Origin of the sequence: Streptomyces sp. NPDC053513 (genome assembly GCF_044544765.1) — a bacterium.
Taxonomy (GTDB): Bacteria; Actinomycetota; Actinomycetes; order Streptomycetales; family Streptomycetaceae; genus Streptomyces; species Streptomyces litmocidini.
Window position 1 is genome coordinate 1 of the sequence record NZ_JBITXP010000014.1, and the last position, 16,874, is coordinate 16,874.

General features: G+C 73.2%; 16 protein-coding genes. 11 read left to right on the plus strand and 5 right to left on the minus strand.

The genetic code is table 11. The annotated features are described in order from the left end of the window. Nucleotides 1-233: 233 nt before the first annotated feature. Nucleotides 234-914, minus strand: coding sequence for a ScbR family autoregulator-binding transcription factor (locus tag ACIGW4_RS23445; protein WP_123456079.1), 681 nt, complete (start codon nt 912-914; stop codon nt 234-236). A gap of 129 nt (nt 915-1,043) precedes the next feature. On the opposite strand from ACIGW4_RS23445, the gene ACIGW4_RS23450 reads away from it, so the two are divergent. Genes ACIGW4_RS23450 through ACIGW4_RS23460 form a run of 3 tightly spaced genes read left to right on the plus strand, consistent with a single transcriptional unit; the run spans nt 1,044 to nt 3,783 of the window. Beyond that, the gene (locus ACIGW4_RS23450) at nt 1,044-1,997 is read left to right on the plus strand and encodes a ScbA/BarX family gamma-butyrolactone biosynthesis protein (RefSeq protein ID WP_399582657.1); all 954 of its coding nucleotides are present in this window, start codon (nt 1,044-1,046) and stop codon (nt 1,995-1,997) included. 15 nt (nt 1,998-2,012) lie between these two features. After that, nucleotides 2,013-2,960, plus strand: coding sequence for an NAD-dependent epimerase/dehydratase family protein (locus ACIGW4_RS23455; protein WP_399582659.1), 948 nt, complete (start codon nt 2,013-2,015; stop codon nt 2,958-2,960). 58 nt (nt 2,961-3,018) lie between these two features. Then, nucleotides 3,019-3,783, plus strand: coding sequence for an SDR family NAD(P)-dependent oxidoreductase (locus ACIGW4_RS23460; protein WP_399582661.1), 765 nt, complete (start codon nt 3,019-3,021; stop codon nt 3,781-3,783). 41 nt (nt 3,784-3,824) lie between these two features. Here the strand turns inward: ACIGW4_RS23460 and ACIGW4_RS23465 are convergent, their stop codons facing one another. Continuing rightward, a complete protein-coding gene (locus ACIGW4_RS23465) occupies nt 3,825-4,475 on the minus strand; it encodes a ScbR family autoregulator-binding transcription factor (protein ID WP_123456083.1) in 651 nt (216 codons plus the stop codon). A 340-nt stretch (nt 4,476-4,815) separates the two neighbouring features. Next, a complete protein-coding gene (locus tag ACIGW4_RS23470; RefSeq protein WP_260174537.1) occupies nt 4,816-5,910 on the minus strand; it encodes an Lrp/AsnC family transcriptional regulator in 1,095 nt (364 codons plus the stop codon). 64 nt (nt 5,911-5,974) lie between these two features. Between ACIGW4_RS23470 and ACIGW4_RS23475 the strand changes: the two genes are divergently transcribed. Together ACIGW4_RS23475 and ACIGW4_RS23480 are read left to right on the plus strand one after the other, a co-directional pair. Further along, entirely contained in the window at nt 5,975-7,249 is a 1,275-nt protein-coding gene (locus tag ACIGW4_RS23475) for an MFS transporter (RefSeq protein WP_399582663.1), read from the plus strand. Continuing rightward, the gene (locus ACIGW4_RS23480) at nt 7,246-8,532 is read left to right on the plus strand and encodes an amidohydrolase (RefSeq protein ID WP_359592149.1); all 1,287 of its coding nucleotides are present in this window, start codon (nt 7,246-7,248) and stop codon (nt 8,530-8,532) included. Before ACIGW4_RS23475 ends, ACIGW4_RS23480 begins: the two co-directional genes overlap by 4 nt. A 13-nt stretch (nt 8,533-8,545) precedes the next feature. Here the strand turns inward: ACIGW4_RS23480 and ACIGW4_RS23485 are convergent, their stop codons facing one another. Then, on the minus strand, nt 8,546-9,721 hold the full coding sequence (locus tag ACIGW4_RS23485) for an alkane 1-monooxygenase (RefSeq protein WP_399582665.1): 1,176 nt from the start codon (nt 9,719-9,721) through the stop codon (nt 8,546-8,548). A gap of 113 nt (nt 9,722-9,834) precedes the next feature. On the opposite strand from ACIGW4_RS23485, the gene ACIGW4_RS23490 reads away from it, so the two are divergent. The 6 genes from ACIGW4_RS23490 to ACIGW4_RS23515 all read left to right on the plus strand — a co-directional run bounded on the left by ACIGW4_RS23490 (nt 9,835) and on the right by ACIGW4_RS23515 (nt 14,697). Further along, on the plus strand, nt 9,835-10,431 hold the full coding sequence (locus ACIGW4_RS23490) for a TetR family transcriptional regulator (RefSeq protein ID WP_398713400.1): 597 nt from the start codon (nt 9,835-9,837) through the stop codon (nt 10,429-10,431). Nucleotides 10,432-10,653: 222 nt separating this feature from the next. After that, nucleotides 10,654-10,860 carry a cold-shock protein gene (locus tag ACIGW4_RS23495; protein WP_260174540.1) on the plus strand — a complete coding sequence of 69 codons (207 nt, stop codon included), beginning with the start codon at nt 10,654-10,656 and terminating at the stop codon, nt 10,858-10,860. Nucleotides 10,861-11,095: 235 nt separating this feature from the next. After that, nucleotides 11,096-11,443 (plus strand): metalloregulator ArsR/SmtB family transcription factor, encoded by a 348-nt coding sequence (locus ACIGW4_RS23500; RefSeq protein ID WP_123456088.1) that lies wholly within the window; start codon nt 11,096-11,098, stop codon nt 11,441-11,443. A 100-nt stretch (nt 11,444-11,543) separates the two neighbouring features. Further along, a complete protein-coding gene (locus tag ACIGW4_RS23505; RefSeq protein ID WP_399582666.1) occupies nt 11,544-12,893 on the plus strand; it encodes an MFS transporter in 1,350 nt (449 codons plus the stop codon). 153 nt (nt 12,894-13,046) lie between these two features. Beyond that, entirely contained in the window at nt 13,047-14,276 is a 1,230-nt protein-coding gene (locus ACIGW4_RS23510; RefSeq protein WP_398713404.1) for a serine hydrolase domain-containing protein, read from the plus strand. A gap of 34 nt (nt 14,277-14,310) precedes the next feature. After that, a complete protein-coding gene (locus tag ACIGW4_RS23515) occupies nt 14,311-14,697 on the plus strand; it encodes a VOC family protein (protein ID WP_123456091.1) in 387 nt (128 codons plus the stop codon). Between the two features lie 183 nt (nt 14,698-14,880). Here ACIGW4_RS23515 and ACIGW4_RS23520 read toward each other — a convergent pair whose 3' ends face one another. Further along, nucleotides 14,881-16,836 carry an amino acid transporter gene (locus ACIGW4_RS23520; protein ID WP_398713406.1) on the minus strand — a complete coding sequence of 652 codons (1,956 nt, stop codon included), beginning with the start codon at nt 16,834-16,836 and terminating at the stop codon, nt 14,881-14,883. Nucleotides 16,837-16,874 lie beyond the last annotated feature (38 nt).

The following is a 16,874-nucleotide window of genomic DNA, read 5'->3' on the forward strand; positions in this document are numbered from 1 at the left end:
ACCGCCGCCGCGAACGGGGCGATCTTCGCCTCCGCGAGGGCACGCACCGACTCCCGGAGCATGTCGTGCTCCTCCGAGGGCCGATACAGGTCGAAGTCCTTACCCATGATGGAGCTCCCCTAGACGCTTTTGGCACTGAGTACCCTCAGCAAAACACACTCAGTGCCATGACGCCAGAGCGCCCCGACGCTGTTCTGCGTCGGGGCGCTCAGAAAACCGTGGAGTCGGTTTTATTAATCGTCCGTTTCCATGAAGTTCGCCTGGTCCCGGCGGTGCCGGTTCGCGTCGTATTCGGCGCCGAGCTTCCGTCCGTACTCCTCGGTCAGGCCGAGGCCGGTCAGCAGCGCCGGCGTACAGATGCTCGGCATGAAGTGCTGGAGCAGGACCGAGACGCGATGAATCAGGTCTTTGCGGTCGCACAGGATCTGGGACATCGCCTGGACCCCGGAGAAGGCGCCCGAGAAGAGCGAGGCCGTGTCCGTCACGTCGACGTGGACGAGCAGCTCGCCGCGCGCCTTCGAGACCATCAGGATCTCCGACACCTGGTCGATCCATGCCCGGAAGGGAGCGACCCGGTCGACGCCGATGGCACCGCTGTCCAGGGCCAGGGCGACGCTCGCCCGCACGAGGGCGTCCCGCTGCAGCCGGTGGGCGAGCAGGAAGGCCTGGTCCGCGAGCTCCTGGAGCTTTATCGCCTGCGGGGGCAGCGGGACGTCGAGCATCTGGGCGTCGAGCACGCCGAGGGCGAGATCTTCCTTGGAAGCAAAGTGGAAATAGAGGGCTCCCTTGGTCACCCCCGCGCGAACCAGGATCTCTCCGATGGTCGTGCGCTCGTAGCCCCGCTCGGCGAAGACGGCCGCGGCCGACTGCAGGATCGCCTGCCGGGTCTTGATTGCACGCGCTTGCTGCGCCAAGGCGCCTCCCGCTGTGTCGCTGTCTGTGCCCGTGGTGTGACAAGAAGCATTGAAAAGAAAACCGGGCTGTACGTATTCTAGGTCGGGCGGGCACGCCGCCCGGGGGCGCGGGGATGCACAGGGGGATCCATGGATCGGAACTTTCGAGGCACGACATCGACATGTGTCCCCGGGGAGTTCGTTCACCGAGCTGATCCCGCGGACATCATCCCCACGGGGTGGACCCAGTTGGCGGAGAACCGCTTCTCCGTCTCCGCTCGCTGGCCTGCCGAGCATCCCTTCTTCTCTCCGGTGGCAGGGGACCGGCACGACCCCGTACTGGTGGCCGAGACGATACGCCAGGCCACCATGCTCGTCGCTCATGCCGAATTCGGGGTACCCGTCGAGGACCAGTTCGTCATGTGGGGCCTCCACTACACCGCTGACGCCGAGGCGCTCGCCGTGGACGGCCTGTCCTCGGACGTCACCGTCGACGTCATCTGCTCCGACCTCGACAGCCGCCGCGGCGGCCTCCGCAACCTGCGCACCACCATGGTGCTCACCAGGGACGGCAGGCACCTCGCCACCGGCGGTGCCGCGGCCCGCTCCACCTCGGCCCTGGCCTACCGCCGCGTCCGCGGCGAGCGGATGGCCGCCCTCGGCCGGCCCGTGCCGCTGATCCCGGGCGTCACCCCGCAGCTGGTCGGCCGCGAGCACGCCAAGGACGTCGTCCTCGGCCCGGGCACCCGCCCCGGTCAGTGGCAGCTGCGGATCAACACCCAGCACCCCACCCTCTTCCGGCGGCCGAACGACCACATACCGGGAATGGTGCTCCTCGAAGCCGCCCGGCAGGCGGCGACGCTGACCCTCGGCAGCGGCGCGTACCTGCCGACCGCCATGGACGTCTCCTTCTCGCGGTACGCCGAACTCGACAGCCCGTGCTGGATCGAGACCGAGAGCCTGCCCGGCGCCGCCCCCGGGACGGAGACCGTGCGGGTGACCGGTCTGCAGGACGGCCGACCCGTCTTCCTCGCCACGCTCACCTCCCCGTCCCGGGACCTGACGGCGGCCGGAGCCGGCCTCGGCAGCCGCCTGGCGGGCTGAAACAGACCAGGAACCATGGGGCTTCGCACACTGATCACCGGCGCGACCGGATTCATCGGCGGCCGGGTGGCGGCGGCGGCCGCGGCGTCGGCGGAACCGGCGCACGTACGCCTGCTCGCCCGCCGCCCGCTCGCCCCGCCGCCCGGCCCGGGGGACGGGAGGGTCGAGGTCGTCACCGGTGACCTCCGCGACCCGGACTCCCTGCGCCGCGCCTGCGAGGGCGTCGACGTGCTGATCCACTGCGCCTCGGCGATCGGGACGGCGGAGGACGTGGCCCGCGCCGTCAACGACGAGGGCACCCGCGCCCTGGTCGACGCGGCCGCACGCGCCGGGGTGACCCGGATCGTCTCCCTGAGCACGGCCTCCGTCCACGGCCGCGGCCCGTTCCGCGCGGCGGGCCCCGGCACCCTTCCGCTCGCCCCGGGATCGGCGACCAGTCGCACCCGGGCGGCGGGGGAGCGGTACGTCCTGGACGCGGGCGGGACCGTCCTGCGGCCCCACCTCGTGTACGGCACGGGCGACCGGCAGGTGATGTCCGGCCTGGTCCGGCTGCTCGACGCCCTGCCGGGCCCGCTCGACGGGGGCTCCTCGCTGCACTCCCTGATCGACGTGGACAGCCTGGCGCGGGCCCTGCTCGGCGCGGGGCTCTCCCCGCGGACGCGGCCTGGCCCCCACTTCGTCAACCATCCGGAGCCGGTCACGGCGGCGGAACTGCTCGCGGTCGCCGAGACGCTCGTCGACGGGGGGAGCGGGACCCGGGGGCCGGCGGTGGACATCGCCGAGGCCCGGGAGCTGCTCGCGGACCTCCCCTTCGCGCAGCACCACCTCGCCATGCTCGCCACCGACCACTGGTTCGAGGACGACCGCCCCTGGCGGGAGTGGGGCCAGGACCCGGGACCGGGTTTCGCCGCGAGGATCGAGGACCACATGCCGTGGTACCGGGACCTCCTCGGCCGCTCCTGAGACGGCTCCCCGGGCGGCACCGCCCCGAACGGAAGAACAGAAGGAAGGCACCACCGACATGTCCGCGCTGGCGGGGAAGACCGCGATCGTCACCGGGGCGAGCCGCGGCATCGGAAGAGGCATCGCGGAGCGGCTGGCCGGGGACGGCGCCCTGGTGGCCGTGCACTACGGGCACAGCGAGGCGGCCGCCCACGAGACGGTGCGGGCCGTCGAGGAGGCGGGCGGCCGCGCCTTCGCGTTCCACGCGGACCTGGAGAAGCCAGACGCCGTGGACACGTTCTACGCCGCCCTGGACGCGGGGCTCGCGGAGCGGGGCGCCGGGCCGGAGTTCGACATCCTCGTCAACAACGCGGCGGCGAGCGGCTCGGGCCGGATCCACGAGCTGACCGCCGAGGTCTTCGACCGGCTCTTCGCGATCAACGTCAAGGCCCCGCTCTTCCTCGTCCAGCGGGGCCTCGACCGCCTGCGCGACGGGGGCAGGATCGTCAACATCTCCTCGGCGGCGACGAAGCGCGCCTTCCCCGAATCCGTCACGTACGTGATGACCAAGGGGGCCGTCGACACGATGACCCCGGCCCTCGCCAAGGAGCTGGCGCCCCGGGGGATCACGGTGAACTCCGTGGCCCCCGGTTACGTCGCGACGGACATGAACGCGCACCGCCGCACGACGCCGGAGGAGAGTGCCGCCCTCGCGGCCCACTCGGTCCTCAACCGGCTCGGCACGCCGGCCGACGTCGCGGACGTGGTCGGCTTCCTCGTCTCCGACGACGCGCGCTGGATCACGGGCCAGTGCGTGGACGTGTCGGGCGGCTACAAGCTCTGACCCCCGGTCGCGCGGCACCCCCTCGCGGCCGGGCCGGACGCTCAGCCGACGGGGACGCGGGTGTCGTCGGCCACGGCCGGGCTCCCCGCGGGATCCAGTCCGGCGAGCGCCCCGGGGGCGGCCAGCATCGGCAGCAGGGTGCGCCACAGGCCCGTGACGGTGCGGGGGGAGAGCCATTCGCCGTTGTCGCGCCAGAGGGTCTCCAGGCCGATCGTCGCGGCCACGACGGTGCGGGCGAGGTCCTGTCGGCCTCCGGCGCCGACGGCGAGCAGGCCCTCGTCGGCCGCTTCCGCGAGCCGCTGCTGCACACAGCTCTGCCACTCTTGGCGCAGGCTGAGTTCCGTACGGGAGTCGTCGGCGCAGCTGAGCCGGAAGCCGGCGCGGACGACGACGTCGTCGCGGAGCAGCCGGGCCAGGGCGTGGGTGGTGTCGGTGAGGTTCTGCAGGGCGTTCGACCGCCGGCCGTACACGATCCGGGCGGTGCGGCGCAGGGCGGCGCAGGCCTCCTGCTCGACGGCTTCGGCGACCGCGGCCTTGTTCTCGAAGTGGAAGTGGAGGGCTCCGGGGCTCACGCCCGCTCTCGCGCTGATCGCGGAGAGCGTGGCCAGGGCGTAGCCGTGCCGGTCGAATTCCTCGGCCGCCGACCTGATCAGTGCGTCGCGGGTCCGCGTGGCCCGCTCCTGTTTGGTCACCCAGGGCTCCCATGGCTGTAAACCGACTGCTCGGTATTGTACGAGCCGGGGTGCGCCTTCGGGGTGCTCCGGCGTGTAAACCCTCCTTTGGGGTGAAATACCGGCGGAACCGCTGCGGGAAGGGACGGGGAGGGCGCACGTCGGGGGCCGGGGAGGGGGGCGAAGAGGGGCGCAGGGTACGGGGGGTAAACCGGGTACGCGGTTTGTCAGGCCGCGCGGCACGGCGTCACCGCCGACGCCGGCGAGGCCTTTCGATGCGCCTCGGGTGGGTCAGGAGCACCACCGCGCCCGCGAGCCCGAGCACCGCCTACCACCTCCCCGCGGGCCCCGGGCCGGGGCCTCAGAGTTCGGGCAGCCCCAGCGCGACCCGGCCCGTCGCCCGCCCGTGCTCGTCGAGGAGCCAGCTCATGCGCTTGGGGGAGTGCAGGGCCACCGTCCGGTCCCGCACCTCCAGGGCCGGGAAGCGCTCCGCGAGCTGCGCCTCGAAGGGGTCCACCGCGCCGAGCCCGTGCAGCCAGACCAGGACGAGCAGGTTGTACGGGCCGCTGACCGACGCGCACATCCGCACCTGTTCCAGGCGGGCCAGCGCGTTGCCCGTCCGCTCCAGGAGGGCGTACGGCACCGACGTCCGGTAGATCACCATCGTGGACAGCCCCGCCAGCGGGTGCGCCAGATCGCAGCGCAGGGTGATGTCCCCGTCGCGGATCAGGCGTTGGAGCCGGCGCCGCGCGGTGTGCTCGCTCATGCCCGTGAGCGCGCCGAGCTCCCCGTACCCGAGCCGCCCGTCGGCACCCAGCGCGGTCACCAGCGCCTGGTCCTCGGGCGCGGGGCGCGCGTGCAGATGCGTGCTGTACGTCCGGGGCCGGGCGACGGCGCCCGGCTCGCCGAGCCCGGCCCGTTCCGCGGGGTTCATCGCCCGCATCCGCCAGTCCCGCCCCTCCCCGTACAGCGTCATGCCGAGCCGGGTCCGGGTGGAGCGGACACCGCGCAGTCCGCCGATCCCGGTGTGCACCGCACGGCCCAGGGAGGGCAGGTCCGGGGCGGCGACGGAGAGGAACAGGTCGAAGTCCCCGGCCGTCTCGTCGACGCTGAACACCCACGGCAGCGCCGTGACCGCCGCGCTCACCCGGTCGAAGGCGCGCGGCCGGCACCGCACCTCCACGTAGGCGACGGTGGCCGTCTTCGCCGCGTCGTACGCCGTGACCCAGGCGAGCCCCTCGGCGCGGAGCCGTTCGAAGCGCCGGGCGGCCGTCGTCGGGTTCACGCCGAGCGCCCGCCCGATCCGCGTCCACGGCGCCCGGGGCGCGGCCTGGAGGGCGTCGATCAGCGCCAGATCCAGCTCGGAGAAGGCCACCGTGGAGCCTCCGGTGCGGGATTCCGGCGGAACGGCGCCTCCGAAGATGCTTTCCGGCAATTGCGGGGGGACCTCGCTCACGGACCGGATCGTAGGGGCACTTCCGGCCGGACCACCAGTTCCGGCCACCGGTGAGAGGAGTACCGTGCCTGCTCCGCCCCTTCCCCCGTCCCCGGCGGCGCCGCCCGCGCGCCGCGGGACCGTCCGGCTCACGGTCGCCCTGCTCTTCGCGGCCTGGCTGGTCGACTACGCCGACCGGCTCGTGATCAACCTCGTCCTGCCGTCCCTCGGCGCCGAGTTCGACCTCGACCGCACGCGGCAGGGCCTCGTCGTCTCCGCGTTCTTCCTCGCCTACGCCCTCTGCCAGATTCCCGGCGGCCTGCTCGCCGACCGCTTCGGCGGCCGGCGCGTGACCCTCTGGGCGCTGCTCTCGTGGTCGGTCTTCACCGCCCTCACCGGCTTCGCCTGGTCGTTCGCGGTGCTGCTCGCCCTGCGCTTCGCCTTCGGCGCCGCCGAGGGCGTCTTCCCGCCGGCCTCCATGAAGGTCCTGGTCGAACGCACCACGCCCGAGGAGCGCGGCAGCGCCAACGGGACGGTGATGAGCTCCAACGCCCTGGCCGCCGTCGTCACGCCCCTCGCCGTCGCCCCGCTCGTCGCCGCCTTCGGCTGGCGCTCGGCCTTCTGGTCCACCGCGGCCCTCGGCGTCCTCGTCCTCGTCGCCGTACGCCTCCGGCTCCCGGCCCCGCTGCCCTGCACGGAAGGGGCCGGGACCCCGCGCCCCGCCCTCCGCGCCGTCCTGCGCAAGGGCGTCCTGTGGCGCTTCGCCCTCATGATGTTCGGCTACAACACCATCGTCTGGGGCCTCAACACCTGGGTCCCGTCGTACCTGAGCGAGGAGCACGGCGTCTCCCTCACCGAGGCCGGAGCGCTCGTCGCCGTCCCCGCGCTCGGCGCCGCGGTCGCCACCGTCCTCGGCGGGCGGCTCTCCGACCGGCTCGGCGGCCGGCACCGCCTGATCGTCGTCCCCGGCATGACCGTCGCCGCCGTCGCCCTGCTCCTCATGGCGAACGCGCCGTCCCTCACCGGTTTCGTCGTCCTGGGCACCGTCGCCGTCTTCGCCGCCTCCCTCGCGTACATGCCGATCTTCGCCGTCCCCCTCGCCGGCCTCGCCCCGGGGTACGTGGGCGTCGGCAGCGCCGTCGTCATCCTCGGCGGCCAGGTCGCCGGCATGGTCGCCCCGCCCGTCATGGGCGCGCTCGCCGACGCCTTCTCCTTCCACGTCGCCTTCGGCTTCCTCGTCCTCGGCGCGGTGATCGCCGCCGTCATGGCGTGCCTGACCCCGCAGGACGCCGACGCCTTCCGCGCGGCCGCCGACCGCGCCCCCCGCCCCTCCCGCACCACGAAGGAGTCCCTCGCATGACCGCCGACACGTCGCTCGCCCCCCTCCTCTCCGGCCTCGACGCCCGCCTGCCCGATCTGCGCGCCCTCTACGAGGACCTGCACGCCCACCCCGAGCTGTCGTTCCAGGAGTTCCGCACCGCGGGCGTCGTCGCCGGGCGGCTCCGCGCGCAGGGCTGGGAGGTCACCGAGGGCGTCGGCCGCACCGGCGTCGTCGGCGTCCTCGCCAACGGCCCCGGCCCCGTCGTGCTGCTCCGCGCCGACATGGACGCCCTCCCCGTCAAGGAGGAGACCGGACTGCCGTACGCCTCCACCGCGACCGGCACCGACCCCGACGGCCACGAAGTGCCCGTCATGCACGCCTGCGGGCACGACATGCACGTCACCTGTCTGCTCGGCGCCACTGACCGGCTCGCCGCCCACCGGGACGCCTGGCACGGCACCGTCGTCGCCGTGTTCCAGCCCGCCGAGGAGGTCGGCGGCGCGCCCGCCATGATCGAGGACGGCTTCCTCGACCGCTTCCCGCGCGCCGAGGTGTGCCTCGCCCAGCACGTCGCCCCGGCCCCCGTCGGCTTCCTCGGCACCCGGCCGGGACCGGTGATGGCCGCGTCCGACAGTTTCCGGGTGACCCTCTTCGGGCGCGGCGGCCACGGGTCCACGCCCGAGACGGCCGTGGACCCCGTGGTGATGGCGGCCGCGGTCGTCATGCGGCTGCAGACCGTGGTCTCCCGGGAGGTCGGCGCCTCGCAGACGGCGGTCGTGACCGTCGGATCGCTGCACGCCGGGACGAAGGAGAACATCATCCCGGACACCGCCGAACTGAAGGTCAACGTCCGCTCGACCACCCCGGCGGTGCGCGACCGGCTCCTCGCCGCCGTCGAGCGGATCGTCCGCGCGGAGGCCGCCGCCTCGGGCGCCCCGAAGGAGCCCGAGATCGTCCCGCTCAACTCCTTCCCGGTCACCGTGAACGACGCCTCCGCCACCGCCGTCGTCCAGGCCGCCCTCACCGAAGCCCTCGGCGGGGGGCACGTCTTCACCCTCCCCCGGGCGATCACCGGCAGCGAGGACTTCGGCGTCTTCGGGACCGCGCTCGGCGTCCCCTCCGTCTTCTGGCACTTCGGCGGCGCCGACCCCGCCCTGTACGCGGGCGTCGACCCCGGCTCCCTCCTGGAGGACGGCCTCCCCGACACCGTCCCCGCCAACCACTCCCCGCACTTCGCCCCGCTCCCCGGCCCGACGATCCCCCTCGGTGTGACCGCCCTCCTCGCGGCCGCCGCGCCGTGGCTGACGAAGCGGTCGGAGTGAGGGGCGGGGGAGTTCAGCCGGCCGCCGTCCCGTACCGGGCGAGCAGGCGGGCCCGGCGGGACGGCTGGAGGTTCGCCCGGGTCACGTCCCCGTCGTAGTGGGCGAGGACCCGGGGGTCCATGACGCGGCGCCAGAGCGGGGGCACGTACGCGAGGACGATCATCCCCGCGTAGCCCGTCGGCATCTCGGGTGCCTCGTCGAAGTGGCGCAGCGACTGGTAGCGCCGGGTGGGGTTCGCGTGGTGGTCGCTGTGCCGCTGGAGGTGGTAGAGGAAGACGTTCGAGGCGACGTTGTCGCTGTTCCAGCTGTGGCGCGGGGCGCACCGCTCGTACCGTCCGCTCGCGGTGCGCTCCCGCTGGAGGCCGTAGTGCTCGGTGTAGTTGATGACTTCGAGCAGGCAGAAGCCGAAGACCGCCTGGACCGCGAGGTACGGCAGGACCCCCGGCCCGAAGGCGAGCGCGAGCCCCGCGAAGAGGACGAACGACAGCGCCCAGGAGCCGAGGATCCTGTTGCGCGGGCTCCACACGGACCGGCCCCGGCGGGTGAGCCGGCGCTTCTCCAGATGCCAGGCGGAGGTGAGGCTGCCGAGGACGGTCCGGGGCAGGAAGCGCCAGAAGCTCTCGCCGAGCCGGGCGCTCGCGGGGTCCTCCGGGGTGGCGACGCGGATGTGGTGGCCGTGGTTGTGCTCGACGTAGAAGTGCCCGTACCAGGTCTGGGCGAGCGCTATCCGGGAGAGCCGGCGCTCCAGGGCCTCCGTCTTGTGCCCCAGCTCGTGGGCGGTGTTGATGGCGATGCCGGCGACCCCGCCGAGGGTGAGCGTCAGCCCGATCCGGTCCACGAGGGAGAGGTCGCCCCGGGTGATCAGCCAGCAGCCGAGGACGAGGCCGGCGTACTGGAGGGGGAGGTAGAGGTAGGTGCACCACCGGTAGTAGCGGTCCTGTTCCAGGTGGGCGATCGCGCTGTCCGGAGGGTTGGCGGAGTCCTTGCCGATGAGGTGGTCGACGACCGGGAAGACCACGTACAGGACGAGGGTCCCGGTCCACCAGAAGAGACGGAGCCCGGTGGCGTTCACCAGTCCCCAGGAGAGGAAGGGGAAGGCCGGGATGAGCAGGCCGAACAGCCAGAGCCAGCGCTTGGGGTCGCGCCAGGCGGCGGCGGGGGCTTCGGGGGCGTCGCTGTGCAGGGCCAAGACCGGCTCCTCGGAGAGGTGGACACTTCGCTTGCCTACTGTCCAGTTCATAGACGGAAGCCGTTTGAGCGTCAATGCTCTGGACAGTGCCCGGTGGATAAAGTGGGGGCACGATGACACGTTTCCGCGAGAGTGTTCGGTCCCTCCTGCGTGAGCAGGTGCTCGACGCCGCCTACCGGCTCGTCGCCGACGACGGCTGGGGCGGGCTGCGCATGGCCGCCATCGCGCGGGCCGCGGGCATCAGCCGCCAGACGCTCTACAACGAGTTCGGCTCCAAGGAGGCCGTCGGCAACGCCCTGGTCCAGCGCGAGCTGGAGGGCTTCCTCGTCGGGATCCAGCGGGAACTCGACGCGCACCGGGGCGAGTTGGAGGCGGCGGCGGCGGCGGGCGTCGGCTACACGCTCCAGCAGGCCGTGGACAACCCCCTCATCAAGAGCGTCCTGCTCGCGGCGCGCGGCGGCGAGGACGACCTCCTCGCCTACCTCACGACCCGCCCGGAGCCGGTCTTCGGCACGGCGATGGCGATGCTCGACGCGTACGCGACCGAGGCCTGGCCCGATGTCGACGAGGAGTCCCGGGGGCTCGCCGTCGAGGCGATCGTGCGGCTCACCGTCAGCCACATCGTCCAGCCGGTGGCCCCGCCGGAGGAATCGGCCCGGCGCATCGCCAGGATCACGGCGCGGATCGCGTACCCGGGCGGCCGCGCCTGAGGGGATCCCCGCGGGGAAAGGGGCGAGGCCCGCTGTCGGACACGGGGGATCTCCGACAGCAGGCCTCTGTTGAACATTGTACTAGATCGTCCGGGGTGCTCCGCACGCCCGAGGGCGGTGGCGAAGGGCGGACCGTCGGGGTACATCTCCCCTGAGACGCGGAAACGGCCACCCGGGCCGGACGCTCCCGACCGCGTCGCCGGTGACGACGAGGAGGTCGCAGTGGAAGGCAGAAGCAAAGGGTTCGTGCGGTCCTTCAACCGACTCGGCGGGTACGGCTTCGTCGTCCCCGTGGGCTCCGAGGAGCAGGTGTACTTCAGCGCCGAGGACATCGAGGGCGCGCAGCGGACGGTCTCCGAGGGCCAGCAGGTCTCCTTCGTCCTGGTCCTCGGCGAGGGCCGCTTCGAGGCGAAGGAACTGCGCGTCTGACGCCGCCGGGCCCGGGGCACGGAGACCGGCCGGGCCTCGGGGTGTGAAGACCGGCCGGGCCTCGGGGTGTGAAGACCGGCCGGGTCGGCGGGCCGCCGGGTCCGTCCGCCCTGGGCGTCCGGGGCCGGTCCGGAGTCGGCGGGGCCACGGCACCCCGGCCCGGCCCGGGTCCGCCGGGCCCCCGTGTCCGCTTCCTGGGTACGGTGGGCGCATGTCCACACCCGGGCCCGCGCCCATGGAACCCGCAGCCGCCGCCCGCCCGCACGAGCGGACCCCGGGGGCGCGTGAACTCGCGGCGGCGGCCGAGGTGTTCGGCCTGCTCGCCGACCCGACCCGGCTCCATCTGGTGTGGCTGCTCACCCGGGGCGAGGCCGACGTCGGCGCCCTGACCGAGGCGTGCGGGGCCGCGCGCCCCGCCGTCAGTCAGCACCTCGCCAAACTGCGCCTCGGCGGACTCGTCACGACCCGCAAGGAGGGCCGCCGGGTCGTGTACGCCATGCCGGACGGGCACCTGAAGCGCCTGGTCGTCGAGGCGATCAGCCGCGCCGACCACCAGGTGACCGGAGAGCCCTGGCACGACTGAACCGCCCGCACCCCAGTAGCGTGAACATGTGCGCACTCGTGCACGCGTCGGTTACGGTGGAGACCTCAGCCGTCCGCCGTGGCCGACCGGGGGCTCCCCCATGCTGTCCGTCCTCCGCAACCGCACCTACCGGCGCCTCTTCGCCGCGCAGGTCGTCGCCCTCACCGGCACCGGCCTGGCGACCGTGGCCCTGAGCCTCCTCGCGTACGACCTGGCCGGAGCGGACGCCGGGGCCGTGCTCGGCACCGCCCTCGCCCTCAAGATGGCCGCGTACGTGGCCGTCGCCCCGCTCGCCGGAGCGCTCGCCGACCGGGTGCCCCGGCGCGCGCTGCTCGTCTCGATGGACCTGGCGCGGGCGACGGTCGTGCTCGCCCTGCCGTTCGTCACCCGGGTGTGGCAGGTGTACCTCCTGATCCTCCTGCTCCAGGCCGCCTCCGCCGCCTTCACCCCCGCCTTCCAGGCGACGATCCCACAGGTGCTGCCCGAGGGGCACGACTACACCGAGGCCCTCTCCCTCTCCCGCCTCGCCTACGACCTGGAGAGCCTGGTCAGCCCCCTGCTCGCCGCCGCGCTGCTCACCCTCGTCCCGTACTCCTGGCTCTTCACCGGCACCACCGCCGGGTTCCTCGCCTCCGCGCTCCTCGTCCGGACCACCGCCCTGCCCCCGCCACCCCGGCCCGAAGCCGCCGGGACCGGCACCGGCCGCCTGTACGCCAGGGTGGCCTTCGGCGTCCGGCTCCTCCTCGCCACCCCGCGGCTGCGCGCCCTCCTCGCCCTCGACCTCGCCGTCGCCGCCGCCGGCGCCGTGGTCCTCGTGGACACCGTGCTCCTGGTCCGCGACACCCTCGGCCGCCCCGCCGGCGACGTCCCGCTCGCCCTCGGCGCGTACGGGGCGGGGTCCATGACCGTGGCGCTGCTGCTGCCCCGCGTCCTGGACCGGGCGGACGACCGAGCCGTCATGGTCCGGGCCGCCCTCGTCCTGCCCGGCGCCCTCGCGCTCCTCGCCCTCGGTCTCACCGCCGCCCCGGGGCCCTGGTCCTGGCCCGCGCTGCTCGCGGTCTGGCTGGTGGCCGGCGCGGCCGGCTCGGCGGTCCTCACGCCCGGCGGCAGGGTGGTGCGCCGCTCGGCCGCCGGGGGCGACCTGCCGGCCGCCTTCGCGGCCCGGTTCTCCCTCTCGCACGCCTGCTGGCTGCTCGCCTACCCGCTCGCCGGCGGGCTCGCCGCATGGGCGGGACCCGCCGTCTCGGCGGCCGTGCTCGCCGCCCTCGCCCTCCTCGGGGCCGTGGGCGCCGCCCGCCTCTGGCCCCGCGAGGACCCGGCCGAGCTGGAGCACGTCCACCCCGAGCTCCCGGCCGGCCACCCGCACCTGGCCGGGGCCGGCGCCCACCACGCGCACGCCTTCCACATCGACGCGCTGCACCGGCGGTGGCCGGCCGCGCCGGGCCGGTAGACGAGCCCGGCTCCCGGGCGGCACGACCGGGCGGCACGACCGAGTGGCGGGACGGGGCGGCGGCCGTCCCGTCTGCCCCACATGGATGCCTCTCGTCCGCTCCGTGGAGTGTTCGACCGGTTCAAGACGGTTCCTGCCGACATAGTGCGGGACATGAGACCCACCCCCACCCGGAGCCGGTCCCGCAGGGCCCTCCTCTGCGCCGCGCTCCTCGCCCTCACCGTCCAGACCGCCGCCGCCCCGGCGCTCGCCTCCCGCCCCGGGAGGCCCGGCGGGAGCGACTGCGTGCGGACCGAGCGGCCCCTCGACGGCAAGGCCCGCCGGATCCTCGACATCACCCGCAAGGCCAAGAGCGACCTCAAGCTCAAGTCCGTCCAGCTGCGGGTCACCGTCGACGGACACGAGGTCGTCACCGACGCCCTCGGCGAGTCGATGACCGGAGTCCCCGCCGAGCCGGACATGCACTTCCGGGCCGGTTCCGTGGCCTTCGCCCACATCGCCACGGTCCTCCTCCAGCTCGTCGAGGAGGGGAGGGTCGGCCTCGACGACACGGTGGAGCGATGGCTGCCCCACCTGCCCAAGGCGGACCGGATCACCCTGCGGATGCTGGCCGACAACACCACCGGCCTCCACGACTACGTCACCGACCCGGCCTTCCTCGCCGAACTGGTCCCGCACCCCTTCCGCCAGTGGACCCCGGCGGAGCTCCTCGCCTACCCCCTCAAGCACTCCTTCTGGTACGAGCCGGGCACCAGCTGGAGCTACTCCCACGCCAACTACCTCCTGCTCGTCGCCGCGCTCGAGAAGATCACCGGCACCCGCATCGACCGGCTCGTCAGGGAACGGGTCACCGGCCCGCTCGGCATGCGGAACACCAGGAACGGCTTCACCCCGGACATCCCCGGCCCGGTCCTGCACGCCTTCACCTCGGACCGCGGCTTCTACGAGGAGTCCACCTTCTGGAACCCCTCGTGGACCACCGCGCCGGGCGCGGTCATCACCACCCACATCTGCGACCTGGCCACGTCGGCGCGGGCCGTCGGCAGCGGTGAACTCCTCTCCCACCGCTCGTACCGCACGCTCCTGAACCCGGGGACGGTCGGCCTCGGCGGAGGGACGGCCAGGTGCCCCGCCTCGATCTGCCTGAAGCAGACCGAGGCCAAGCACTTCGGCCTCGGCGTCATCGTCGTCAACGGCTGGGTGCTGCAGAACCCGTCGTTCTCCGGGTACGCGGCGATCCAGGCGTACCTCCCGTCGAAGCGGCTCGCCCTCGCGGTCTCCGCGACGAAGACCCCCACCACCCCCGAGGGCAACATGGCCGAGGTGGTCGCCCGGCGCATCGCCGCCGCGCTCGCCCCGAACGACCCGCTCGCGATCACCTGACCCCGTGTCCGTCCGCACCACAGGAGGAAACGCCATGCGGATCCACGTCACCAGTGTCTTCGTCGACGACCAGGACAAGGCGCTCCGCTTCTACACCGAGAAGCTGGGCTTCGTGAAGAAGACGGAGGTCCCCCTGGGCGACTACCGCTGGCTGACCGTCGTCTCGCCGGAGGCCCCCGAGGGCACCGAGCTGCTCCTGGAACCCGACGCCCACCCCGCCGCCAAGGCGTACGCCGAGGCCCTGGTCCGGGACGGCATCCCGGCCACCTCCTTCGCCGTCGACGACGTCCGCGCGGAGTACGAGCGGCTGAGCGCCCTCGGGGTCCGCTTCACCCAGGAGCCCACGGAGGCGGGACCGGTCGTCGTCGCGGTCCTCGACGACACCTGCGGCAACCTCGTCCAGCTCGCCCAACTGCCCTGACCGGCCCCGTCCGGAGACGCCCCGGACGGCAGCGCCTGTCCGTGGCGAGCCGTCGGACGTGGGCGGCGGCCTCGTCCGCGTCCGTGCCGACGTCTGCTGCCCGCCCCGCTCGGGACGGGCCGGCGCCTTCGCCGCCCGCCGCCGCACGCGGCGGGCGCACGAGGTGTGAGGTCGCCGCCCGGCTCAGCCGACGTGGACGCGGGGGCGGCGGTCCCGGTCGGGCTCCGCCTCGCGCAGCACCTCGCGGGTGGTGGGGGCGACCTCGCCCCGGCCGAGGAGGAAGAAGCGGAAGAAGTTGGCGAAGGGGTTGCCCTCGGTCCACTCGAAGTAGATGTGGGGGCGGACGCCGGTCAGGTCGCGGGCGTGGAGGAGGAGGGCCGCGAGGGCGTTGGGGACGGAGGAGGACTCGACGGTGAGGACGCGGTAGCGGTCGTGGAGGACCTCGCCGCGGACGGTCAGGCCGGCCTCGAACTCGGAGGGGTCGGTGACGGTCACCTCGACGAAGACGAAGTCCTCGGTGGTCGGCAGGTCGTTGTCGGCGCGGATCTGCTCGATCTTGTCGTGGTACTCGGCGACGTCCCGGTCGCCCGGCTCGTTGGCGATGAAGCGGGGGGTGCGACGGGACACGTCCTGGATGAAGCGTTCGGCCATGTCGTCGAGCTCGATGTGGGTGACGCGCAGCTCGAAGGCGCGGCCGAGGCGGGAGAGGAGCGAGATGAGGATGATGCCGGCGATGAAGCAGGCGCCGATCTTCACGCCGTCGGGGCGCTCGATGACGTTGACGACGGTCGTGTAGAGGAAGACCACCGAGATCACGCCGAAGCCGATCGTCCAGCCCTTCTGCCCGGCCTTGCGCGCGGCGATGGTCACCGCGATGGCGGCCGAGCAGATCAGGACGAGGACACCGGTGGCGTACGCGCCGCCCTGGGCGTCGACGTCGGCGTCGAAGATCCACGTCACCAGGAAGGCGACCAGGGTGAAGACGATGACCATGGGGCGCACGGCGCGCGCCCAGTGCGGGGCCATGCCGTACTTCGGCAGGTAGCGGGGCATCAGGTTGAGCAGGCCGGCCATGGCAGAGGCGCCCGCGAACCAGAGGATCGCGATCGTGGAGACGTCGTAGACCGTGCCGAAGGCGCTGCCCAGGTACTCGTGGGCGAGGTAGGCGAGCGCGCGGCCGTTGGCGTTGCCGCCGGACTCGAACTCCTTCTGCGGGATCAGGACCGTGGTGATGAAGCTGGTGCAGATCAGGAAGACGCTCATGATCAGCGCGGCCGTGGTGAGCAGCTTCTTCGTCCCCCGGATGCGTCCGGCGGGCCTGGCCTCGGTGTCGTCCGGATCGCCCTGGACGTGCGGCATGACCGCCACGCCGGTCTCGAAGCCGGACAGGCCGAGGGCGAGCTTCGGGAAGACGAGCAGGGCGACGCCGACCATGGCGAAGACGTTGCCGTGCTCCTGGGTCAGCGCCGCGGACCAGTCGGTCACCACGTGGCCCTCGGTGAGGACGTGCCACAGGCCGGTGGCCACGACGACCACGTTCAGGCCGAGATAGAGCCCGACCAGGGCCACCGCGACGCCGATGGCCTCCAGGAAGCCCTTCAGGAACACCGCGCCCAGCAGGGCGATCAGCACGAGCGTGATGATCATCTGCTTGTCGTGCAGCGCCGATTCGAGATGGGGGTTCTCCACCAGGTGGGTGGAGGCGTCGGCGGCCGACAGGGTGATGGTGATGAGGAAGTCCGTCGCGGCGAATCCGAGCAGGGTGAGGACGAAGAGCTTGCCCTGCCAGAAGGACAGCAGCCGCGACAGCATCGCGATCGAGCCCTCGCCGTGCGGGCTCTCCTCCGCCACCCGCCGGTAGACCGGCAGGGCGCCCGCCAGGGTGACGATCACCAGGACGACCGTCGCGACGGGGGAGAGGAGCCCGGCGGCCAGGGCCGCGATGCCCGGCTGGTAACCGAGGGTCGAGAAGTAGTCGACACCGGTCAGGCACATCACCCGCCACCAGCGCTGCCCCTGGTGGGTGGCGTCCGGCGCCGCCTCCACGGGCCGGGAGGGCCTGCCCTTCCCCATGTCGGAGAGGCCCTCCAGCATCCACGCCCGCAATCGTCCGGTGCGGGCGTCCTTCGTGGTGGCCATACGGGTGTCCCTGGAGTGTCGGCGGGCGTCGACGAGGC

Bases quoted from the DNA above. Each gene is read 5' to 3' on its own strand.
- ACIGW4_RS23460 (WP_399582661.1), top strand. From the start codon at position 3,019: ATGTCCGCGCTGGCGGGGAAGACCGCGATCGTCACCGGGGCGAGCCGC.
- ACIGW4_RS23515 (WP_123456091.1), top strand. From the start codon at position 14,311: ATGCGGATCCACGTCACCAGTGTCTTCGTCGACGACCAGGACAAGGCG.
- ACIGW4_RS23455 (WP_399582659.1), top strand. From the start codon at position 2,013: ATGGGGCTTCGCACACTGATCACCGGCGCGACCGGATTCATCGGCGGC.
- ACIGW4_RS23505 (WP_399582666.1), top strand. From the start codon at position 11,544: ATGCTGTCCGTCCTCCGCAACCGCACCTACCGGCGCCTCTTCGCCGCG.
- ACIGW4_RS23520 (WP_398713406.1), bottom strand. From the start codon at position 16,836: ATGGCCACCACGAAGGACGCCCGCACCGGACGATTGCGGGCGTGGATG.
- ACIGW4_RS23510 (WP_398713404.1), top strand. From the start codon at position 13,047: ATGAGACCCACCCCCACCCGGAGCCGGTCCCGCAGGGCCCTCCTCTGC.
- ACIGW4_RS23500 (WP_123456088.1), top strand. From the start codon at position 11,096: ATGGAACCCGCAGCCGCCGCCCGCCCGCACGAGCGGACCCCGGGGGCG.
- ACIGW4_RS23480 (WP_359592149.1), top strand. From the start codon at position 7,246: ATGACCGCCGACACGTCGCTCGCCCCCCTCCTCTCCGGCCTCGACGCC.
- ACIGW4_RS23490 (WP_398713400.1), top strand. From the start codon at position 9,835: ATGACACGTTTCCGCGAGAGTGTTCGGTCCCTCCTGCGTGAGCAGGTG.
- ACIGW4_RS23450 (WP_399582657.1), top strand. From the start codon at position 1,044: ATGGATCGGAACTTTCGAGGCACGACATCGACATGTGTCCCCGGGGAG.